This window comes from Corallococcus exercitus (assembly GCF_042231735.1).
GTDB classification, from domain to species: domain Bacteria; phylum Myxococcota; class Myxococcia; order Myxococcales; family Myxococcaceae; genus Corallococcus; species Corallococcus exercitus_B.
Window position 1 is genome coordinate 8974763 of the sequence record NZ_CP102577.1, and the last position, 18799, is coordinate 8993561.

The 18799-nt window shown below is 70.8% G+C and carries 14 protein-coding genes; 7 read left to right on the forward strand and 7 right to left on the reverse strand.

Annotated elements, in window-relative coordinates:
• Window positions 1-3: 3 nt before the first annotated feature.
• Both NR792_RS36105 and NR792_RS36110 read left to right on the forward strand, forming a co-directional pair.
• Window positions 4-1050, forward strand: coding sequence for a phytoene/squalene synthase family protein (locus NR792_RS36105; RefSeq protein ID WP_375757256.1), 1047 nt, complete (start codon window positions 4-6; stop codon window positions 1048-1050).
• The gene (locus NR792_RS36110; RefSeq protein WP_375757257.1) at window positions 1050-3011 is read left to right on the forward strand and encodes a 2,3-oxidosqualene cyclase; all 1962 of its coding nucleotides are present in this window, start codon (window positions 1050-1052) and stop codon (window positions 3009-3011) included. The genes NR792_RS36105 and NR792_RS36110 overlap by 1 nt, the downstream gene beginning before the upstream one ends.
• Here the strand turns inward: NR792_RS36110 and NR792_RS36115 are convergent.
• From NR792_RS36115 to NR792_RS36125, 3 genes are all read right to left on the reverse strand, one after another.
• On the reverse strand, window positions 2959-3441 hold the full coding sequence (locus NR792_RS36115; protein ID WP_375757258.1) for a DUF1993 family protein: 483 nt from the start codon (window positions 3439-3441) through the stop codon (window positions 2959-2961). The genes NR792_RS36110 and NR792_RS36115 overlap by 53 nt on opposite strands.
• Window positions 3442-3569: 128 nt before the next feature.
• Window positions 3570-4994: an RtcB family protein gene (locus NR792_RS36120; RefSeq protein ID WP_375757259.1), complete on the reverse strand. Its 1425-nt coding sequence runs from the start codon at window positions 4992-4994 to the stop codon at window positions 3570-3572.
• Between the two features lie 178 nt (window positions 4995-5172).
• Window positions 5173-7023, reverse strand: a complete 1851-nt coding sequence (locus tag NR792_RS36125) for a glycoside hydrolase family 15 protein (protein WP_375757260.1) — start codon at window positions 7021-7023, stop codon at window positions 5173-5175.
• 256 nt (window positions 7024-7279) lie between these two features.
• On the opposite strand from NR792_RS36125, the gene NR792_RS36130 reads away from it, so the two are divergent.
• The 4 genes from NR792_RS36130 to NR792_RS36145 all read left to right on the forward strand — a co-directional run bounded on the left by NR792_RS36130 (window position 7280) and on the right by NR792_RS36145 (window position 12622).
• Window positions 7280-7705, forward strand: coding sequence for a hypothetical protein (locus NR792_RS36130; RefSeq protein ID WP_375757261.1), 426 nt, complete (start codon window positions 7280-7282; stop codon window positions 7703-7705).
• Window positions 7706-7794: 89 nt separating this feature from the next.
• Entirely contained in the window at window positions 7795-9672 is a 1878-nt protein-coding gene (locus NR792_RS36135) for a bifunctional metallophosphatase/5'-nucleotidase (RefSeq protein WP_375757262.1), read from the forward strand.
• Window positions 9673-9758: 86 nt separating this feature from the next.
• The gene (locus NR792_RS36140) at window positions 9759-11246 is read left to right on the forward strand and encodes an aspartate ammonia-lyase (protein ID WP_375757263.1); all 1488 of its coding nucleotides are present in this window, start codon (window positions 9759-9761) and stop codon (window positions 11244-11246) included.
• Window positions 11247-11278: 32 nt separating this feature from the next.
• Window positions 11279-12622: a DUF2254 family protein gene (locus NR792_RS36145; protein WP_375757264.1), complete on the forward strand. Its 1344-nt coding sequence runs from the start codon at window positions 11279-11281 to the stop codon at window positions 12620-12622.
• A 10-nt stretch (window positions 12623-12632) separates the two neighbouring features.
• Here the strand turns inward: NR792_RS36145 and NR792_RS36150 are convergent, their stop codons facing one another.
• A complete protein-coding gene (locus tag NR792_RS36150) occupies window positions 12633-14189 on the reverse strand; it encodes a leucyl aminopeptidase (protein WP_375757265.1) in 1557 nt (518 codons plus the stop codon).
• Window positions 14190-14332: 143 nt separating this feature from the next.
• Here NR792_RS36150 and NR792_RS36155 point away from each other — a divergent pair, with 143 nt between their 5' ends.
• Entirely contained in the window at window positions 14333-14890 is a 558-nt protein-coding gene (locus NR792_RS36155) for a hypothetical protein (protein ID WP_375757266.1), read from the forward strand.
• 60 nt (window positions 14891-14950) lie between these two features.
• Here the strand turns inward: NR792_RS36155 and NR792_RS36160 are convergent, their stop codons facing one another.
• From NR792_RS36160 to NR792_RS36170, 3 genes are all read right to left on the reverse strand, one after another.
• On the reverse strand, window positions 14951-16543 hold the full coding sequence (locus NR792_RS36160) for an AbgT family transporter (RefSeq protein WP_375757267.1): 1593 nt from the start codon (window positions 16541-16543) through the stop codon (window positions 14951-14953).
• A gap of 25 nt (window positions 16544-16568) precedes the next feature.
• Window positions 16569-17405 carry a DUF481 domain-containing protein gene (locus NR792_RS36165; protein WP_375757268.1) on the reverse strand — a complete coding sequence of 279 codons (837 nt, stop codon included), beginning with the start codon at window positions 17403-17405 and terminating at the stop codon, window positions 16569-16571.
• Between the two features lie 221 nt (window positions 17406-17626).
• Window positions 17627-18715 carry an SGNH/GDSL hydrolase family protein gene (locus NR792_RS36170; RefSeq protein ID WP_375757269.1) on the reverse strand — a complete coding sequence of 363 codons (1089 nt, stop codon included), beginning with the start codon at window positions 18713-18715 and terminating at the stop codon, window positions 17627-17629.
• Window positions 18716-18799 lie beyond the last annotated feature (84 nt).

Sequence of the window (18799 nt, forward strand, 5' to 3'; positions counted from 1 at the left end):
GGCATGAAAGAGCAGGGAGCGTCATTCTGTCGCACGCAGCTGCCCCGGGTCTCCCGGACGTTCGCGCTCAACATCCCGTTGTTGCCCGAGCCATTGGACCTCGCGGTCACGGTGGCCTACCTGCTGTGCCGCATCGCCGACACGCTGGAGGACGAGGCCCCCGGGCAGGACCAGCGAGCGCTGCTGGGCGAATGGGGGACCCTGGTGTCGCTGGCGCCAGGCTGGGAAGCCCAGGCCCGTTCCTTCGCGCGAAGGGCGCGGCTCGCCCTGCGGGACGAGGCGCCCCCGGCGGAAGCCGAGCTGGTGCTGGAGAGCCTGATGGTGCTCCAGACCCTGGCCTCGCTTCCCTCCTGGGTCCACCCGCCCATCGCCCGGTGCGTGCGCACGATGACCGGCGGGATGAACCAGATGCAGCGGATGCACGGCGGGAGCGGGCGGGTCCTGGGGCTGCCCGACCTCCAGGCGACGTTCATGTATTGCTATTACGTGGCCGGCGTCGTGGGAGAGATGCTGACCGGCCTCTTCATCGCCAGCTCACCCCGGGTCGCCTGGCGCCATGAGAGGCTGACGCCGCGCGCGCCTGCCTTTGGCCGGGCCCTGCAGCTCACCAACATCCTGAAGGACGTGCGCGAGGACCTGGACCGGGGAAGCTGCTGGCTGCCCAGGGACCGCATGGCCGCGCATGGCCTCACACCCGCCACGCTGGCCCTGCCGTCCCTGCGCTCGCGGGCGGTGGCGCTGATGGACGAGATGGTGGGGGTGACGCGCCGGGAGCTGGAGGTCGCGCTCGAGTACTCCCTGGCCCTTCCGCGCGAGGAGCCCGGCCTGCGGCTGTTCTGCCTCTACCCGCTCTTCTTCGCGGCCGCGACGCTCGACGCGGTGGAGGGCAACCCCGCGGTGCTGGAGCCGGAGCCGGTGAAGATTGACCGGGAGACGGTGGCGACGCTGATGCGGCTGACGCAGGAGCGGGTGGAGTCGGATGACGCGCTGCGGGCGCTCTACGCCGACTGCTCGCGGACGTCCCGGGGCGGCATGGAGGCCCGGCTCTGATGCGGCGGGCGCGCGACGCGCTGGCCCGGACGCAGGAGGCGGACGGCTCCTGGAAGGGCGACTACAGCGGCCCGCTCTTCCTGGCCCCGGTGTACGTGGCCGGGCTGTACGTGATGGGGCGCACGCCGGACGCGCCCGTCCGCGACGGGCTGGTCGCCCACATGCGGGCCCACCAGAACGCGGATGGCGGCTGGGGGCTGGACGTGGAGTCGCCCAGCCTCGTCTTCACGTCGGTGCTCAACTACGTCGCGCAGCGGCTGCTGGGCGTCCGCGCGGAGGACCCGGACCTCGTCCGCGCGCGGGCGTGGTTCCTTCCCCGGGGCGGCCCGCTGGGCAGCGCGTCCTGGGGGAAGTTCGTCCTCGCCCTGCTGGGGCTCTACGAATACGAGGGCCTGGCGCCCGTGCCTCCCGAGCTCTGGCTGTTGCCGCGAGCGCTGCCGTTCCACCCGTCGCGCCTCTGGTGTCACTGCCGCATGGTGTACCTCCCCATGGGCTGGCTCTATGGCCGCCGGGCCCGCGCCAACGAAACGCCGCTATTGGCCGAGCTGCGGCGCGAGCTGTACGCCCAGCCCTACGCGGACGTGGACTGGACGGCGGCCCGCGGCCGCGTGGCCAGCACGGACGCCTACACCCCGCACGGACCGGGGCTGCGCGCCGTGCATCGCGTGCTGGGCCTGTATGAGCGCTTCCATTCGAAGCGGCTGCGGGCTCGCGCGCTGGACGCGTCCCTGGCGTTGATACAGGGGGAGGATGAAGCGACGCACGCCCTCTGCATCGGGCCCATCAACAAGGTGCTCGACATGGTGGTGTGGCACGTGGCGCGGCCGGAGGGCCCGGAGGTGCGCGCCCACCTGGAGCGCCTGCCGGACTACCTCCAGCGGACAGGGGAGGGCATCACGTTCAACGGCTACAACTCCTCGCAGCTCTGGGACACCGCCTTCGCGGTCCAGGCGCTGGTGGCCTCGGGAGAGCCCGCCTGGGCGCGGGACACGCTGGAGCGCGCGGGCCGCTTCCTGGAGGCGCACCAGGTGCTGGAGGATTCGCCGGACGCCGCGCGCCACCACCGGCATCCCAGCCGGGGAGGGTGGCCCTTCAGCACCCGCGCGCACGGCTGGCCCATCAGCGATTGCACGGCGGAGGCGCTGAAGGCGTGTCTGGTGTTGGCGCCGCTCGGGCTCAACCGCGTTCCGCACGAGCGCCTGGAGCAGGCCGTGGCGTTCCTCCTGTCCCTGCAGAACCGGGACGGGGGCTGGGCCACCTACGAGCGTCAGCGGGGGCCGCACTGGCTGGAGCGGTTCAATCCCTCGGACGTCTTCGCCGGCATCATGGTGGACCCCAGCCATGTGGAGTGCACGTCGGCCTGCGTGCAGGCGCTGGCCGCGTGGCGCAAGGCGCGGCCGGAGGCACCCGTGGCACGGGCCATCTCGCGGGGCGCGGACTTCCTGCGCCGCCGGCAGCGCCCGGACGGAAGCTGGGAGGGGGCCTGGGGCGTGTGCTTCAGCTACGGCACCTGGTTCGGCGTCGCCGGCCTGGTGGCCGCCGGTGCCGGGGCCGGAGACCCCGCGCTGCGCGCGGCGGTCACGTTCCTGAAGGCCCGCCAGCGCGAGGACGGCTCCTGGAGTGAGACCATCCAGGGCTGCCGCGAGCGCCGCTGGGTGGAGGGGCGCGACGGCCACGCGGTGACGACGTCCTGGGCCGTGATGTCCCTGGTGGCCGCGGGCGAAGCGAGCTCCGAGGCCACGCGCCGGGGCGCGGCGTGGCTGCGCGCGAGGCAGGGCGCGGAGGGCCAGTGGCCCCCGGAGCCCCTGGCCGGCGTGTTCAGCCGCACCTGCGCCATCCACTACGACGCCTACCTGCGCATCTTCCCGCTGTGGGCGCTGTCGCTCGCGGACGCGACAGGGAGAAGCCTCACGGCGCGCGAAGGCTCAGCGTCCCCAGGTAGTCCGCCTTGCCCAGGCTGACGCCGTTGTGACGCAGGAGCGCGTACGTGTGGGTGAGGTGGAAGTAGAAGTTCGGGAGGATGTGCTCCTGGAAGTTGTCCGCGCCGCTCATCACCTTGCCCTCCCACCGGGGATTGGTGATGACGCGGCTGGCCGCGCCCTCGAAGTCCTTCGCCGTGAGCGTGCCCAGGTACTCGATGGTGGACCGGACGCGGGCGCCGAGCTCCTCCAGCGTCTGCTCCGTGTCCGGGTGCGACGGCGCCGCCTTGCCTGTCAGCCGCGAGGCCCCCAGCTTCGCGGCGTCACAGGCGATCTGCACCTGCTTGACGAACGGGAACTGATCCGGCGCCAGCCGGAAGCCCAGGTAGAGGTTCGGGTCGAAGGACTTCGCCTTGGCGTGAGCCGCGGCCGCCTCCAGCCACTTGCCCAACTGCCCGAGCTGCTTCTTCATCTGGGAAAAGGTCTCGAAGTACATGGGCGCGCAAGCTAACGGGGCAGCCATGGCCGCGCGAGCCAATCGGCGGGGCGTCCGGTCCCCAGGTCCGAACGCCCCGCGTCACGCCGCGCACACGCGCGGAGTCAGGCCTTGAAGGTCATCAGCGGCTTGAGCCGGGCCACCTCCCGGACGATGTCGGCGTCCACCTGCGAGGCCACCACCGGGCCAATGGGCTTGTAGGCGGCGGGGGCCTCCTCGATGCGGCGCTCGGCCCGCAGCGCGATGCAGTCCACCCCCGTCAGCCCCAGATCCTCCTCGCGGTGCTTCGCGCCGCCGCGCGACATGGAGAAGCGCGAGTGCGCCCGGCCCGCCCCATGCGAGGCCGACGCCAGCGCCTTCGCGTTGCCCAGGCCCCGCATCAGGTAGGACGTCGCGCCCATGGAGCCGGGGATGATGACCGGCTGGTCCTCCTCGGCCGGGCAGGCGCCCTTGCGCGCCAGCCAGCCGCCCTCCCAGGGCAGGGTGATGTTGTGGGGCACGTCGTAGACGAGCGGCGCCTCCACGTCCCCGAACAGCTCCCGCAGCGTCTGCCGCACCAGCTCCGCGAGCAGCAGCCGGTTGAGGAAGGCGTAGTTGGCCGCGGTGGCCTCGGCGCGCAGGTACTCGCGCACCTTCTCCGGATCCGCGAGCGGGAAGATGCCGCTCGCCGGATGCGCGGCCCCCGGGGGCCACGCGGCCCGCGCCCGCTCCTGCCACGTGCGCCCCACGTGCTTGCCCATGTCCCGCGAGCCGGAGTGCACCATGAACGCGAGCTGTCCCTCCCGCACCCCCCAGGCCCACGCCCGCGCGCGGTCCACCACGGCCTCCACGCGCTGCACCTCGACGAAGTGGTTGCCTCCGCCAATGGTGGCCAGCCCGGGGTCGCGCACCACGCCCTCCCGCCGCAGCCCGGTGGGCGCCCAGGCCGGGTCGCCTTCCAGCGCACCGCCCAGATGGACGCGCCCGGACTCGCGGTCCAGCTGGCCCAGGTCCACCCGGGCCGCCATGCCCAGCGGCTGCTCCACCGTCTCCTGGAGCCAGCCGGGCAGGCCGTCGCGCAGGAGCGCCTCCAGCGCGCGCGAGCCCTGGGCGACGTCGCGCGTGCCGAAGAAGTAATGCCCCTTCATCCGCTCGACGAAGGCGTCGCGGCGGGCGAGGAAGGCGTCCACGGGGATGTCCGCGACGTGCAGGCGCATGCCGCAGTTGATGTCCGTGCCCACGGCGCCGGGCACCACCAGGCCCTCGGTGTGGACCACCGACCCGATGGCCACCCCGGAGTCACCCGGATGGAAGTCCGGCGTCGCGCGCACCTGCTTCACGCGGCCGCCGCTGGGGTGGTGGAGCGCGGCGAGCGCCGCGAGTTGTTGGAGCGCCTTGCCCTCCACGGGCAGGTCCGGCGGAAGCAGGACCTCGGCGGGGGGCGCATGGGGATCCGCCTGGAGGCGGACCGTGTAGACACGACCGTCGTAAGCAACGTCGAGCCCCTCGCGAGCGAGTGCCCGCAGGAGCCGGTTGGGTTTCGGCTGCATGACCTTCTCGGAATCTGACCCGCCTGACAGGCCGGGGGACGTGAGCGATGGATTCGAGACCTCGGGTCAGCAGCCGCGGTCGGGACGCCGGAGCGTCCGCGCCCCCAGGGACGCCCCGGCCCGCGCGGCCTGACAAAGCCAGGGGCGGGAAGGGGCGGCGCCACGGAAGGGGGCACGTCTAGGAATACATCATCGCCTTGGTGCCTTCAGAGAGGAGGTAGGCGCTGTTCACGAGCGCCAGGTGGCTGAACGCCTGGGGGAAGTTGCCAATCATCCTGCGCTGGCCGGGCAGGTACTCCTCGGCGAGCAGGCCCACGTCGTTGCAGAGCCCCACCAGCTTGTTGAAGAGCTTCCGCGCGTCCTCGGTCCGTCCCAGGAGCTGGTAGGTGTTCGCGAGCCAGAAGGAGCAGGCGAGGAAGGCGCCCTCCTCACCGGCGAGCCCGTCGACGCTCTCCTCCGTCCGGTAGCGCAGCACCAGCCCTTCCGGCATCAACTCCTCTTCAATGGCCCGCACCGTCCCCGCGATGCGGGGATCCTCCGGCGGGAGGAAGCCGCTGAGCGCGATGAAGAGCAGGCTCGCATCCACGCCCTTCGAGCCGTAGTACTGCGTGAACGTCCCCCGCTTCGCGTCGTAGCCCTTGCTGCACACCTCGTCGTGGATGGTCTGCCGCAGCTTCACCCACGGCGCCTTGTCCTCCTTCAGGCCGTACTGCTCGATGGCCCGCACCCAGCAATCAATGACAATCCACGCCGACACCTTGGACGCGGTGAACGAGTGCTTCGGGCCGCGCATCTCCCAGATGCCGTGGTCCGGCTCCGTCCAGACCTCGGACACCTGGGTCGCGAGGATCTTGAGCGCCTTCTGGCCGCGCTCCGCCAGCTTGCCCACCAGCTGCGCATGGATGTAGAGGACCGCGGCGAACTCGCCGAGCACGTCGAGCTGGAACTGTGAATAGGCCCCGTTGCCGATCCGCACGGGCCGGGCCCCCTCGTAGCCTGCCAACCAGTCCAGGTTGACTTCGGTGAGGCGGCGCTCGCCCCGGATGCCATACATGATCTGCAGCTGCTTCGGTGCCCCCCCGATGGCGTTCTCCAGCCAGTCCCCGAACGCACCCGCCTCCTCCGTGAGGTCCGCGCGCATGAACGCGTTCAGCGTGAGGACCGAGTCGCGAATCCAGCAGAACCGGTAGTCCCAGTTGCGCTCCCCGCCCGGGGTCTCCGGGAGGCCGAAGGTGGGCGCGGCGACCAGCGCTCCCGACGGCTGGTAGCTGCACGCCTTGAGGGTGAGCAGGGAGCGGACGACCACGTCCGGGTGCTGGGAAGGCAGGCGCAGCCGGGAGGCCCAGTCCTCCCAATAGGCCTCCGTCTCACGCAGGGCGGCCTCCGGGTCCAGCGGCGCGGGGATGCCGTCGTAGGGCCGGGCCCAGGAGAGCACGAAGGGGATCCGCTGGCCGGCCTGGACCGTGAACTCCGACTCGAAGGGAGGGGGCTCCTTGCCGGTGCCGCCCCGGAGGAACACCGCGTCCGGACCGGCGACCGCGGCGGAGGCTCCGTCCCTCCTCGAGATGAGGGGAAGGGTGAAGCCGTTGGCGAACCGGGGGCGCAGCTCGGAGCGCATCGCCACCGTGCCCCGGACTCCCTCCACCCAGCGCACCAGGTGGGGGGTGCCCTTGCGGATGGGCATGAAGTCCACGACGCGCACCGCGCCCTCGTCCGTCACGAACTCCGTCTCCAGGATGAGGGTCTTGCCCCGGTAGCGCCGCCGCACCTCGCGCACGGACGCCTTCGGGGCGAGCTTCCACCGGCCGTTGTCGGGTGTGCCCAGCAGGGACGTGAAGCACGCGTCCGAGTCGAAGTCCGGCAGGCAGAGAAAGTCGATGGAGCCGTCCCGGGCCACGAGCGCGGCCGTGTACAGGTCTCCGAGGAGCGCGTGGTCCTCGATGAGCAGGCCTGGCTCCTCCTGGGTGCTGCTTCCCCATCCGGTCCTGGGGGCTTCACGCGTCCGCGGAGTCGTCTCTGTTGAAATCATGAAATGCCTCTCGGCCTGGGGTGGGGGTCCAGGAAAAGGTAGGTTCCGGGACTCCGGATGCAATCGCGCGGGATGCAGGCCCCTTTCGTGGAAGGGATTCAGGGGAGGGCAGCGGACGGGGGCCACCCGGGCCGTGCGCCTGAACAGTCGGGGAACGCCAACGCAGCGGCCCCGGCCCCGGCTGCGATATGAACGCCAGGCCCCAAGCGCCTGCCCGGCGATGACGGACGCGGGCGGATTGGAACGGAGCGTTCTCATGACGGTGGCTGTCCTACGGGCCCAGGCCCCGGAGTTCGATGTGGCGTCCGTCCTGGACCGCTTCCCGGACTGCCACCCCGATGCCGTCTGGCTTCAAGGGGAGCAGGGGCAGCCGGGAAGACACTCGACCTCTGGCTTCAACCTCACCCTGGTGGAGGATGGAGAGGGCACGCTGCACGGGCCCGTCGCCGCGGCCCGCAGGCAGCTGGAGGTGCTGGCCCCCCTGCTCATGGAGCTGCGGCAGCTGGCCGTTCCCTGTGTCGTGGACTTCGGGCTGTTCGTCGGCAGCGCCCTGCACTTCACCAGCGCCATCCACTTCCCACCCGAGGACGTCCGGTGGTTCGCGGACCAGGGCATCGCCCTGGCCGTCTCCGCCTACCCGACCGCCGACGAGGAGGCGGAGGACGGGGCCGGCATGCAATGAGCGCCCGTCAGTCCAGACCGGAGGAATCCAGCGAGAACGTCAGAGCGACCCTGTAGGGTGCGCCCCCCTGCGGAAGATTCCCTTCCGGCATGGCTCAAGGTCGAGGCCTCTTGAACCACTCCTCCTTCCTGATGCGCGCGCTGCGGACCGGCACGCTCTGTCTCGTGGGCGCCAGCTCGCTGCTGACCGCCTGTGACTCCGATGATCCGGCTCCCACCCCGCCCCCGCCCCCCCCGGTGGACACCTCGCCGCGCACGCTGACGCTGCTCCAGACGAGCGACCTGCACACCAACATCTTCCCGTGGGACTACTTCACCGGGAAGCCGGACGCGAAGCGCGGCCTCGCCAAGGTGGCCACGCTCATCAAGCAGGAGCGGGCGAAGAACCCGGACTGCACGCTGCTCGTGGACACCGGCGACACCATCCAGGGCTCGCCGCTCGGCACCTACTATGCCCAGGTGGACAACGCGCCCAAGCACCCCATGGCCGCCGCCATGAACGAGCTGGGCTACACCGCCATGGCCATGGGCAACCACGAGTTCAACTACGGCCAGGACGTCCTCAACAAGTTCAAGGGCGAGGCGAACTTCCCCCTCCTCGGCGCCAACGTGCGCAAGAGCGAGGACGGCTCCGAGGCCTTCACCCCGTACGTGATGACCACGGTGTGCGGCGTGAAGGTCGGCATCCTCGGCCTGGTGACGCCGGGCGTGGCGACGTGGGAGCGCAAGGACAACATCACCGGGCTGCGCTTCGATGAACCGCTGGAGACCGCGAAGACCTACGTGCCGAAGATGAAGGAGGCCGGCGCGGACGTGGTGGTGGTGGCCATCCACGGCGGCCCGGACAAGCAGCCGACGGGCAGCGCCACCAGCCCCGAGTCGTGGCTCGCGGACTACGCGGACGCCACGAAGTGGACCGACCGCGGCAACCTCACCGCTGAGAACCAGGCCGTGCAGATTGCCCAGCAGGTGGCGGGCGTGGACGTGCTCCTCACCGGCCACACCCACCAGCCCATCCCGAAGATGCTGCTGAAGCAGCAGGATGGCCGCGAGGTCCTCCTCACGCAGCCCAACCGCTGGGGCAGCCACCTGGCCCACGTGCAGCTCAACGTCACCTGGAACGGCGAGCGCTGGGGCGTGGACGCGCACGACTCGCAGCTCCACGCGGTGGACGACACGGTGGCGGTGGATGCCACGGTCACGCAGCTCACCCAGGCCGCCCACGACACCACGGTGGCCTACGTGAACCAGAAGATTGGCAGCACCACCGAGGCCTTCACGGGCGGCTTCCCCGGCCGCTACGTGGACAGCCCCCTGGCGGACCTGCTCAACATCGTGCAGGAGGCGGCCGCGGAGGAGGCTGGCTTCCCCGTGGACCTGTCCGCGACCGCCCTCTTCAGCAATGACGTCGCGCTGCCGAAGGGGGACGTCACCCTGCGGGATGCCTACAGCGTCTACATCTACGACAACACGCTGTACGTGATGGAGATCAACGGCTCCATCCTCCGGCGCGCGCTGGAGATGAACACGCTGTACTTCAAGCAGCTGGACGCGGCCAACCTGCCCGCGAAGCCCGCGGACGCGAAGGCCACCACGCCCGTCGTCGCGGACTACAACTGGGACCTCTACTCGCGCATCGAGTACGGCTACGACCTGACGAAGCCCGCGGGCTCCCGGCTCACGCACCTGCGCTTCCAGGGCCAGGACGTGCGCGACGACCAGGTCTTCCGCATCGCGGTCAACAACTACCGCGGCGGTGGCGGCGGCGGGTTCAGCATGTTCAAGGAAGGCCGCATGCTGTGGTCCTCCGCGGACGGCGTGCGGGACTACGTCGCGCGCTACATGCAGGCGAACCAGAACCTGTCGCCGGACGCGGTGAACACCTGCAACTTCACGCTCGCGCCGGACCTCTACACGCCGTACTTCCAGGCCACGCTCGGCCCCGCGAAGTGCGTGACCGTGAAGTGAAGTAGGGCCCGAGGGGCGCCCGGAGGACAGCCCGCCTCCCCGGAGGGCACGTCCCCCGGGCCTCCCGTGTTCCTACCTTCCCGCGGATGGCCGACCCACGCGCGGAAGAGACGTTCCAGAAGAGCATCCAGACGGTGACGGCGGACGGCGCACCGCCCCGGACGGAGACGGACAGCCTGGGCTCCCGCCAGATTCCGGCGGGGGCCTACTGGGGCATCAACGTCTGCCGGGCGCTGGACAACTTCGCCATCAGCGGCCGCCCCATCTCCGTCTATCCCGACCTGCTCTACGGCTACGCCTGCGTGAAGCAGGCCGCCGCGCGCGCGAACGCGGAGGTGGGGGCGCTGGATGCGGCGCGGGCGGAGCTCATCGACCGGGTCTGCGAGGAGATCAAGGACGGCCGGCTGCACGACCAGTTCATCGTGGACGTCATGCAGGGCGGCGCCGGCACCTCCACGAACATGAACTTCAACGAGGTCATCGCCAACCGGGGGCTGGAGCTGACCGGCCATCCCCGGGGGGACTACGCGCACCTGGATCCAAACGACCACGTGAACCGGAGCCAGAGCACGAACGACACCTACCCGACGGCGCTCAAGGTCGGGTTGATCCTGTCCATCGAGCGGCTGCTCACGGAGCTGCTGGCCCTGGAGCAGGCGTTCCGCGACAAGGGGCAGGAGTTCGCGGGCATCGTGAAGATTGGCCGCACGCAGCTGCAGGACGCCGTGCCGATGACGCTCCAGCAGGAGTTCGAAGGCTTCGCCGTCACGCTGGCCGAGGAGCACGCGAGCCTCACGGGCGTCGCCCGCCGCCTGGGGGAGATCAACCTGGGGGCGACGGCGATTGGCACCGGCATCGCGGCGGATCCGCGCTTCGCGGAGGCCGCCCGCAGGCACCTGGCGGACATCACCGGGCGCCCCATCGTCACCGCGCCGGACCTGATCGAGGCGACCACCGACGTGGGCATCTTCATGGAGGTGTCCGGCACCCTCAAGCGCAGCGCGATGAAGCTGTCGAAGATCTGCAATGACCTGCGGCTGCTCGCCTCCGGGCCCCAGGCGGGCTTCCACGAAATCAACCTCCCGCCCCGGCAGGCGGGCTCCAGCATCATGCCGGGCAAGGTGAACCCGGTCATCCCGGAGGTCGTGAACGAGGTGGCCTTCGTGGTCGCCGGGGGGGACGTGACGCTGACCATGGCCGCGGAGGCGGGACAGCTCCAGCTCAACGCCTTCGGGCCGGTCATGGCCCACGTGCTCTTCGAGAACCTCAAGTACATGACCGCCGCCATGGCGACGCTGCGCGTGAACTGCGTGACGGGCATCACCGCCAACAAGGAGCGGCTCGCGCGCCAGGTGGACTCCTTCGTGGGCATCATCACCGCCCTCATGCCGCACATCGGCTATGCCCCGGCGACGCGGCTGGCGAGGGAGGCCCTGGCCACGAACGCCAGCATCACGGACCTGGTGGTGTCCGCCGGGCTGCTGACGCGCGAGCAGCTGGCCGAGCTGCTCTCCCCGGAGCGGCTGACCCGGGGCCAGGCAATGGCGGTCCAGGACGAAGAGGGCACGCACTAGGCGGCCCGCCCTGCCTCTTCGCGCGAGTCCGCATGCCCACCCACCGCCTGCGCAAGCTCCTCCGCGAGCCCTACTGGCTGCTGCTGGGCGGCCTGGTGGTCGTCGGGGGCATGCTGGGCGTCGCGCTCGCCCGCGTGCAGACGGACACCGCGCCGGCCTTGTTCGGGCATGCCTGGCGCGGGGACGTGGATGACACCCGGGGCGCGCTGGGGGCGCTGCTCGGGTTGCAGATCACCGTCCTCACCATCGTCCTGTCGCTGAACGCGCCGGTCATCCAGTCCGCCGCCAACCAGTACTCGCCACGGCTGGTCCCCATCTACCTGAGGAACGCGCCGCTCCGCCGCGCCGTTCCCTTCTTCGCCCTCTCCACCAGCTACATCCTCACGGCGGTCCGGGAGCTGGGCGTCATCGAGGACGACGGCATCAGGCCCCGGCCCGTGCTGTCGGGAGCCATCTTCCTGCTGCTCGTGGCGCTCTGCCTGCTCATCGTCTTCCTGGCCCGCACCTTCCGCTTTCTTCGCGTGGAGCGCGTCCTCGGGCTCGTCCAGCACCTCATCGTGTCCGCGACGGAGCGCCGCATCCAGGCCCGGCTGAAGCGCCTCCCGCTGGACCCGGCGGCGACCCTGCGGCTGCCAGCGGATGCCACGTCGCTCCTCGCCTCCTCCTCCGGCTACCTCGCGGAGGTGGACCTCCCGGCCCTCGCGCGACTCGCCCGGAGGTGGAACGTGCGGGTCCGCATCTGCATCACCGTGGGCGAGTACGTCGACCAGGAGGAGGTCGTCGGCTGGGTGGTGGCGGACGGCAGGGGGCCCGTGGACGCCCACGTGCTCCACGGCCTCGCTGGCACGTTGCTCATCACGTCGGCGCGCGAACCCGACTGCGACCCCGCGCTCGGCCTGCGCATCCTCGTCGACGTCGCGAACCGGGCCCTGTCCTCGTCCTCGAACGACGCGTACACGGCCCGGCAGGCGCTCCAGCAGATCCGCTCGGTGATGCGCCGGCTGGCGGCCCTGCCCCAGGGGGACTGGAACGTCGTGGACCCCGACGGCCGGGCGCGCGTCTCCGTCGTGGCCCTGCGGCTGCGCGACTACCTCTTCCTCGCCGTGGATGGTCCCCTCCACTACGCGGGGGGAGACCCCGAGGTGCTGGAGGAGGTGCTCCAGATTGCCCTCACCGTGGGCCTGGTCGCGCGCGACGCGGAGGACCGGGCCGCGGCGCACGCGCTCCTCGCCCGGGTGCTCGCGGAGGTCCAGGGCTCCCCGGAGCGGGGCCGCTTCCACCGCCTGCTCACCCAGGCGGAGCGCGTCCGGGCCTCCTTCCAGGGTGAGCGCCGCACGAGCATCGAGCGGGGGCGCGCGGATTGGCTGCCGGACTGACGGGCCGTCGTCAGTGGCGGACCTCGCGGGGAGGCGTGAAGCCCACGAGGAAGTCGATGAGCAGGCGTGTGCCGTAGCCCGTCGCGCCCTTGCTGCGCCACGCGTTGTCGCGCTCGGCCCGCGCCGTCCCCGCCATGTCGATGTGCGCCCAGGGCAGGCCGTCCACGAACTCCTCCAGGAAGAGGGCCGCGGTGATGGCCCCGGCGTTGTCGCCGCCGACGTTCTTCAGGTCCGCCACCTCCGACTCCAGCTCCTGGCGGAGGCGCCGGTCCAGCGGGAGCTGCCACACGGTGTCGCCGGTCCGCTCCCCCGCGCCCTTCACCTGTTCGACGAGCGCCTGGTCATTGCCGATGACCCCCGCGCTCAGGACCCCCAGCGCGCGCTGGCACGCCCCGGTGAGCGTGGCGATGTCCACGATGGCGTCGGGCCGGGGCTGCTGCTCGGTGGCCAGCACGAGCCCGTCCGACATCACCAGGCGGCCCTCCGCGTCGGTGTTGATGACCTCCACCGTCTTCCCGCCGCGCACCGTCAGCACGTCCCCGAGCTTCATGGCGGTGCCGGAGGGCATGTTGTCGGTGCACATGAGATAGGCCGTCACCTCCGCCTTGCAGCCCAGGGGCTTGAGCGCCGTCATCGCCGCGAGGATGGCGCCCGCGCCGGACATGTCGCCCTTCATGGTGGCGTGGACCAGGTCGTTGGGCTTCAGGCCCAGGCCGCCCGAGTCGAACATGATGCCCTTGCCCACCAGCGCGACACGGCCCACGCCCCCGACGGGGCCCTGCCGGCTTCCCCCGGGCGTGTACGTCAGCTTGATCATCCGGGGCGGCTCCGCGCTGCCCGCGTTGACGCCCAGCAGGCCGCCGCAACCCAGCCGGGCCAGCGCCTCTCCGTCGAAGACCTCGACCTTCAGTCCGCAGCGCTCGGCCAGGGACTCGGCCACCTCGGCCATGCGGGCGGCGGTCAGCAGGGTGGCGGGGGCGTTGGCCAGGTCGCGCGCGAACGCCGTGGCGCGGGAGTGGATGCCCCCGCGCGCCATCCCCTGTTCGACCGCCGCGGTGTCCTTCGAGCCCGTGACGAGCGTCAGGACCTCGAGCGGGGGCTCCTGCTCCGAGTGCTGCTTGTAGGGCCGGTAGCGGTAGCGGGCGAGCAGGACGCCCTCGGTCAGGGCCTGCGCGGCGACGTCCGCCGGGACGGCCCCCGTGTCCGGCAGCTTGAGCGCGAGGTTCGGCTGCTTGCCCGCGGCCCGCGCGAAGGCGGCGCCGGCATCCCGGAGCGTCCCCGGGTCGAGCCGCGCCATCGCTCCCACGCCAACGGCGACGAGGGGCGGGCCGTCCGTGCGGGGAATGACGAGCGTCTGGCCGACCTTGCCCTCGAAGCCGGCTGCCTTCAGGAACGCGCGGTCGAATGGGGAGTCCTTCAACCCTTCATCGGCCCCCACGAACGAGCCGATGCAGCCGGCGTTGGCGGGGAGGGAGGACGACACGGCGAGCTTCGTCTCCTCCGGAGGTTCGATGGAAGGAGCGGGATGGAACTCTGCCTGCGCGCGCGAATGAAACGAGGTCAACATGGAAGCCTCCTGATGGAGGAACTGGGCATCCCGTCGGGAGGGTGCAACATCCAGCAGGCCACTCGCCCCTGCCTCCGGGAGCGGTTTGCCGGCGGATGCAAGGTGTGGATGTTCCGCCACGCAATCCCATGAGGGGGAAGTCCATGCGCACACTGCCGTCGAAGCGGATGTCATTGCTCACCGAGCGCGAAGCCCAGCTCGTCCTGTCCAGCGCTCCACGCAACCTCGCGGAGCTGTCGCCACGAGAGCTGCGCGGGCGCATCGCGCGCACGCGCCGCCTGATGGAGAAGTACCAGGACGCGGCGCAGCGGCAGCGCCGGGAGGCGCTTCGCAAGGAGCTGCCCTCCCGCTCCCGCCGCGCCGAGGGCAACCGCAACACGCTCCAGAAGGCCGAGTACTTCGCCCTCACCCTGGAGCGCTTCGAGAAGCGGCTCGCGATGCTCGAGCGCAAGGCGCAGGCCCGGACCCGCGCCGCGAGCAGCCCTGTCCCCCGGCGGGCGAAGCGCGCGGCCCCGGCCCGCGCGGCCATGGAGGGACGCAAGCCCGCGCGGCGGACGCGCGTCGCCGGGCGCACCGCGAAGGCCTCGCGTCAGAAGCGGGGTGGGGCCCTGAAGCAGGAGCGCTTTCCGAGCCTCAAGCGTCAGGCCCAGGCCTCCGGCAGGGGCCGCCGGACCCAGGGGCAGCGAGACGCGCGGCGCTGAGCGCCCGGGTGTCCTTGGAACGCCTCCCGCGCGGGCGAGGCGTTCCAATGCCTCTCGCGCCTACCCGAGCCCCCAGGGCAACCCCAACACCTGCCAGGCCACCAGCATGGCGATCCAGATGGCGAACACCACGATGACGTACGGCAGCATCAGGGCCACGACCGTCCCCACGCCCGCGTCCTTCTGGTACTTCTGGGCGAAGGTGACAATCAGGGCGAAGTAGGCGTTCAGCGGTGAGATGGCATTGAACGGGCCGTCGCCCACGCGGTAGGCGGCGAGCACGGCCTCCGGGTCCACGTTCAGCCGCATCAGCAGCGGCACGAACACGGGCGCGAAGATGGCCCACTTTGGAATGGCCCCCGTCATGATGAGGTCCAGGACGGCGACGACCAGCACGAACCCGACGAGCAGCGGCAGCGCGCCCAGGCCCGCGTGCTCCAGGGCGTCCCCCACCTTCACGGCCGCGATGGTCGCCATGTTCGTATAGGTGAACAGGGCGATGAACTGGCTGATGATGAAGAGCAGGAAGATGAGGCCGCCCAGCCCGGCGACCGCCTTCTCCATGGCCTTGATGACGTCCACGCTGTTCTTGAGGGTCCCTGCGCCAACGCCGTAGGCGGCCCCCGTCACCAGGAACAGCACGGTGATGGCGACAATGAGGCCGTTCATGAACGGCGAGTCCCCCACGAGCGCGCCCGTCTCCGGGTTGCGCAGCGGGGCTCCCGGGGGCAGCGCCAGCAGCCCGAAGAACACCAGGACGCCGACCAGCCCCCAGAACGCGAACTTCAGTCCCCGCGACTCCTCCGGGGACAGCTTCGCGCCCGTGGTGGCGGGCTTCTCTCCCGTGTAGGCACCCAGCCGGGGCTCAATCAGCTTGTCGCTGATGAGCGACACGACAATGGTCAGCATGACCACCGACGCGGCGGAGAACCAGAAGTTCGCCGTCAGGTCGATGGAGCGGTCCGGCGCCATGATGTGGATGGCGTCGTTGGTGATCTCCGTCAGGATGCCGTCCAGGGGTTTGATCAGGATGTTGACGGTGAAGACCGCGGCGACGCCCGCGAAGGACGCCGCGAGCCCCGCCAGCGGATGCCTGCCCACGGTGAGGTACGCCGCCGCCGCCAGGGGAATCAGCACCAGGTAGCCCGCGTCCGCGGCGATGCTCGACAGGATGCCCACGAACACCAGGATGTACGTGAGGGCCCGGGCGGGCGCGACCGCCACCAGCTTGCGGATCAACGCGCCCACCAGCCCCGCCGCGTCCGCGACGCCGACGCCCAGCATGGCGACGATGATGACGCCCACCGCGTTGAAGTCCATGAAGTGCTGGACCACGCCCGCGAACATGAAGCGCAACCCCTCGCCCGTCAGCAGGCTCTTCGCGGCGGTGGTCGTCTGCTCCAGCTGGTGTGTCTCCGGGTTGATGGTCTCGTAGGTGACGCTGGCGCCCAGCCTGTAGAAGAGGTGGGAGAGCACCATCACCAGGGCAATCAGCGCGACGAAGATGACGGCCGGGTGGGGGACCTTGTTGCCCACCCGCTCGATGGTGTCGAGCACCCGCTCCATGCCCTTCTTCTTCGGCGGCGTCGCGCGCTGTTTCTTCTTCGTCTCGCCCGGGACGTCGATGTCGTCGAAATGAGCCGCTTTGGCCATGGGAGTGCTGCTCCTTTCCAATCCCTCAGAGCTCCAGCTCGGCCCCCAGCGAGAGCGAAGTGTCCGTCCGGACCTTGCCCGCCGCGGGTCTGCTGTCGTGCTGCAGTTCGAAGAACGTGGTGAGCGCGAAGCGCTCCGTCAGGTCCACGGACAGCTTCGAGGTGGAGTCCAGGAGCACGCGGGTGTCGCCAAAGACGTCCGGCAGCAGCACGGCGTCCTCGCGCAGGTGCACCCGCTCGTTGAGGTCGTAGCGGAACGCCAGGCCCACCGCGGGCGACCACAGGGTCACGTCCGGCAGCTGCTCGCGCGTGGGGAAGTACTGGAACCGGCGGTCCCGGGCGTAGCTGCCACCCAGATAGGCGCGCAGGAGGAGCTCGTTCGACTCCTCCTTGCGCTCCAGGAACGTGAGGCCGATGCCCAGCTCCGCCTCGGTGCGCAGCTCGAGGCTCGCGGGATGGTCGGTCTCCGCGCCCAGGAAGGTGTAGGCGCTGAGCAGGCGCGTGAAGCGGTAATCACCGCGCGCCCAGCCGCCCAGGTTCTTGGCGGTGACCTCCCGCTCTCCCTCGTCCTCGGCGGCCGCGTTGCCGTAGGCGCCATCCGCCTCCAGGGTGAGCGCCCACACCGGTGAGTCGTACTCCGCCAGGGCATCGCCCGTGAGGGTGAAGGCGCGGCTGTTGCCGGTGAAGAAGGAAGCGCCGAGCCCGAACGAGCCCGTCCAGGGCCCATCCTCCTCGTCTTCGTCCTCGTCCTCTGCTTCCTCTGCCTCGGCTTCGACGGAAGCCGCAGAGGGAGCATCCGCCGCGTCGTCAGGTGGCGTGGGCGTCTGGGCCAGGGCCGCGAAGAGGAAGAAGAGTGGACTCATACGTGCCTTGGGGAAGGAGGGACCTGCCCGGACAGGCATGGAGCGCGCGGCGGTGCTCCCCGCCTGGCGGCCTCGGTGGTTCTCGGAGGCTTCCTCGGGTTCGACGCAACCTTCGACACGCACTCCGAGTGCTGCAATCGCAGGGCGGGGCGCCAGGGGCGGGCCCCCTTGTGCCGTCGCTCGTCAGAACGTGCGGAAGGCTTTGTTTCCAGGCGCCCCGGTCAGGGCCGGACGACGTCCTGGATGAACCGGCTCAGCGACTCCGCCATCTTCTGGTGCGTGGCGGCGGAGGGATGCCAGTCCTCGCCGACGCCGTCAGCGAAGGGGTTCTGCAGGGCCATGACATGGCGGTGGATCCGCGTGTCGCCGTCGCGCTGGCGCTCCGCCACGAGCTCGGAGATCCAGTCGCCGACGTGCGCGGACGTCACCACGCCCTGCCGTTCCATCCGCTTGGAGCCGTCCGTCATGCTGCCCAGCGTGCAGACGATGTGCGCGCGGGGATGCAGCGCGCGGAGCCGTGCGAGGAAGGTCCGGTAGGCGGACTTGAAGGCCGCTTCGTCCGGAAGGAACGCGGACGTGCCACTGCCCGCGAACGTGTCATTGGTGCCGGCGTTGAGGACAATCACGTCCGGCGAGTCGTTGGAGAAGTCCCAGGCGGCGGGATGGTCCGGAACGGCGCGCTCGTAGAGGGCGGGGAGCAGCCCGGACGTGGACAGGTCCAGGTTGCGGTACACGCCATGGCCCGAATAGCAGACGAACACGGCCTCCGCGCCCAGGTGCCGGGCCGTGAGCCAGCCATAGCTCCGCCTGGGATTCTGGTGCTTCGCCGTGAAGCCAGGCGCCTTCGAGGAGGACGACTCCGGGACGAAGGTGACGTCGGTGCCGTAGCCGCAGGTGATGGAGTCCCCGATGAACTCCATCCGGAGCCCCGTGTGGCGGGGCGGCTCCCGGAGCTCGCCATGGACCTCGAGCGCCACGAGCGTGCTCGTGCCCACCAGGGACTCGGTGCGCTTGAAGACCTCCACCGTGTGCAGGCCCACCGGAAGGCCGCTGGCGAGCAGGTAGCTTCCCTTGCCGGGAGGCACCGCGAGCAATCGTGGAGGCGCCCCGTCCACCACGACGTCGAAGTGGTTGGTCCCCACCTCGCCGCCGGCCCCCGCGTCATCGAGCCGCATCCGCACGGCGTCCCCCCAGAAGCGCGCGCGAACCGTCACGCCCGGGTGGGAGAAGACGACGCCCGCATGGGAGCGGTACGTCCGGCCCACGTACCGCACCCGCGCGTCGGAGGCCGGAATGCTCACCCAGGTCATGGAAGGGCCTTCCGGTGGAGGAGCGGGGGCCCTGCACGCGGCCAGCAGGAGGCCGGTGCAGAGCCAGACGACCCGGAGTCCCCG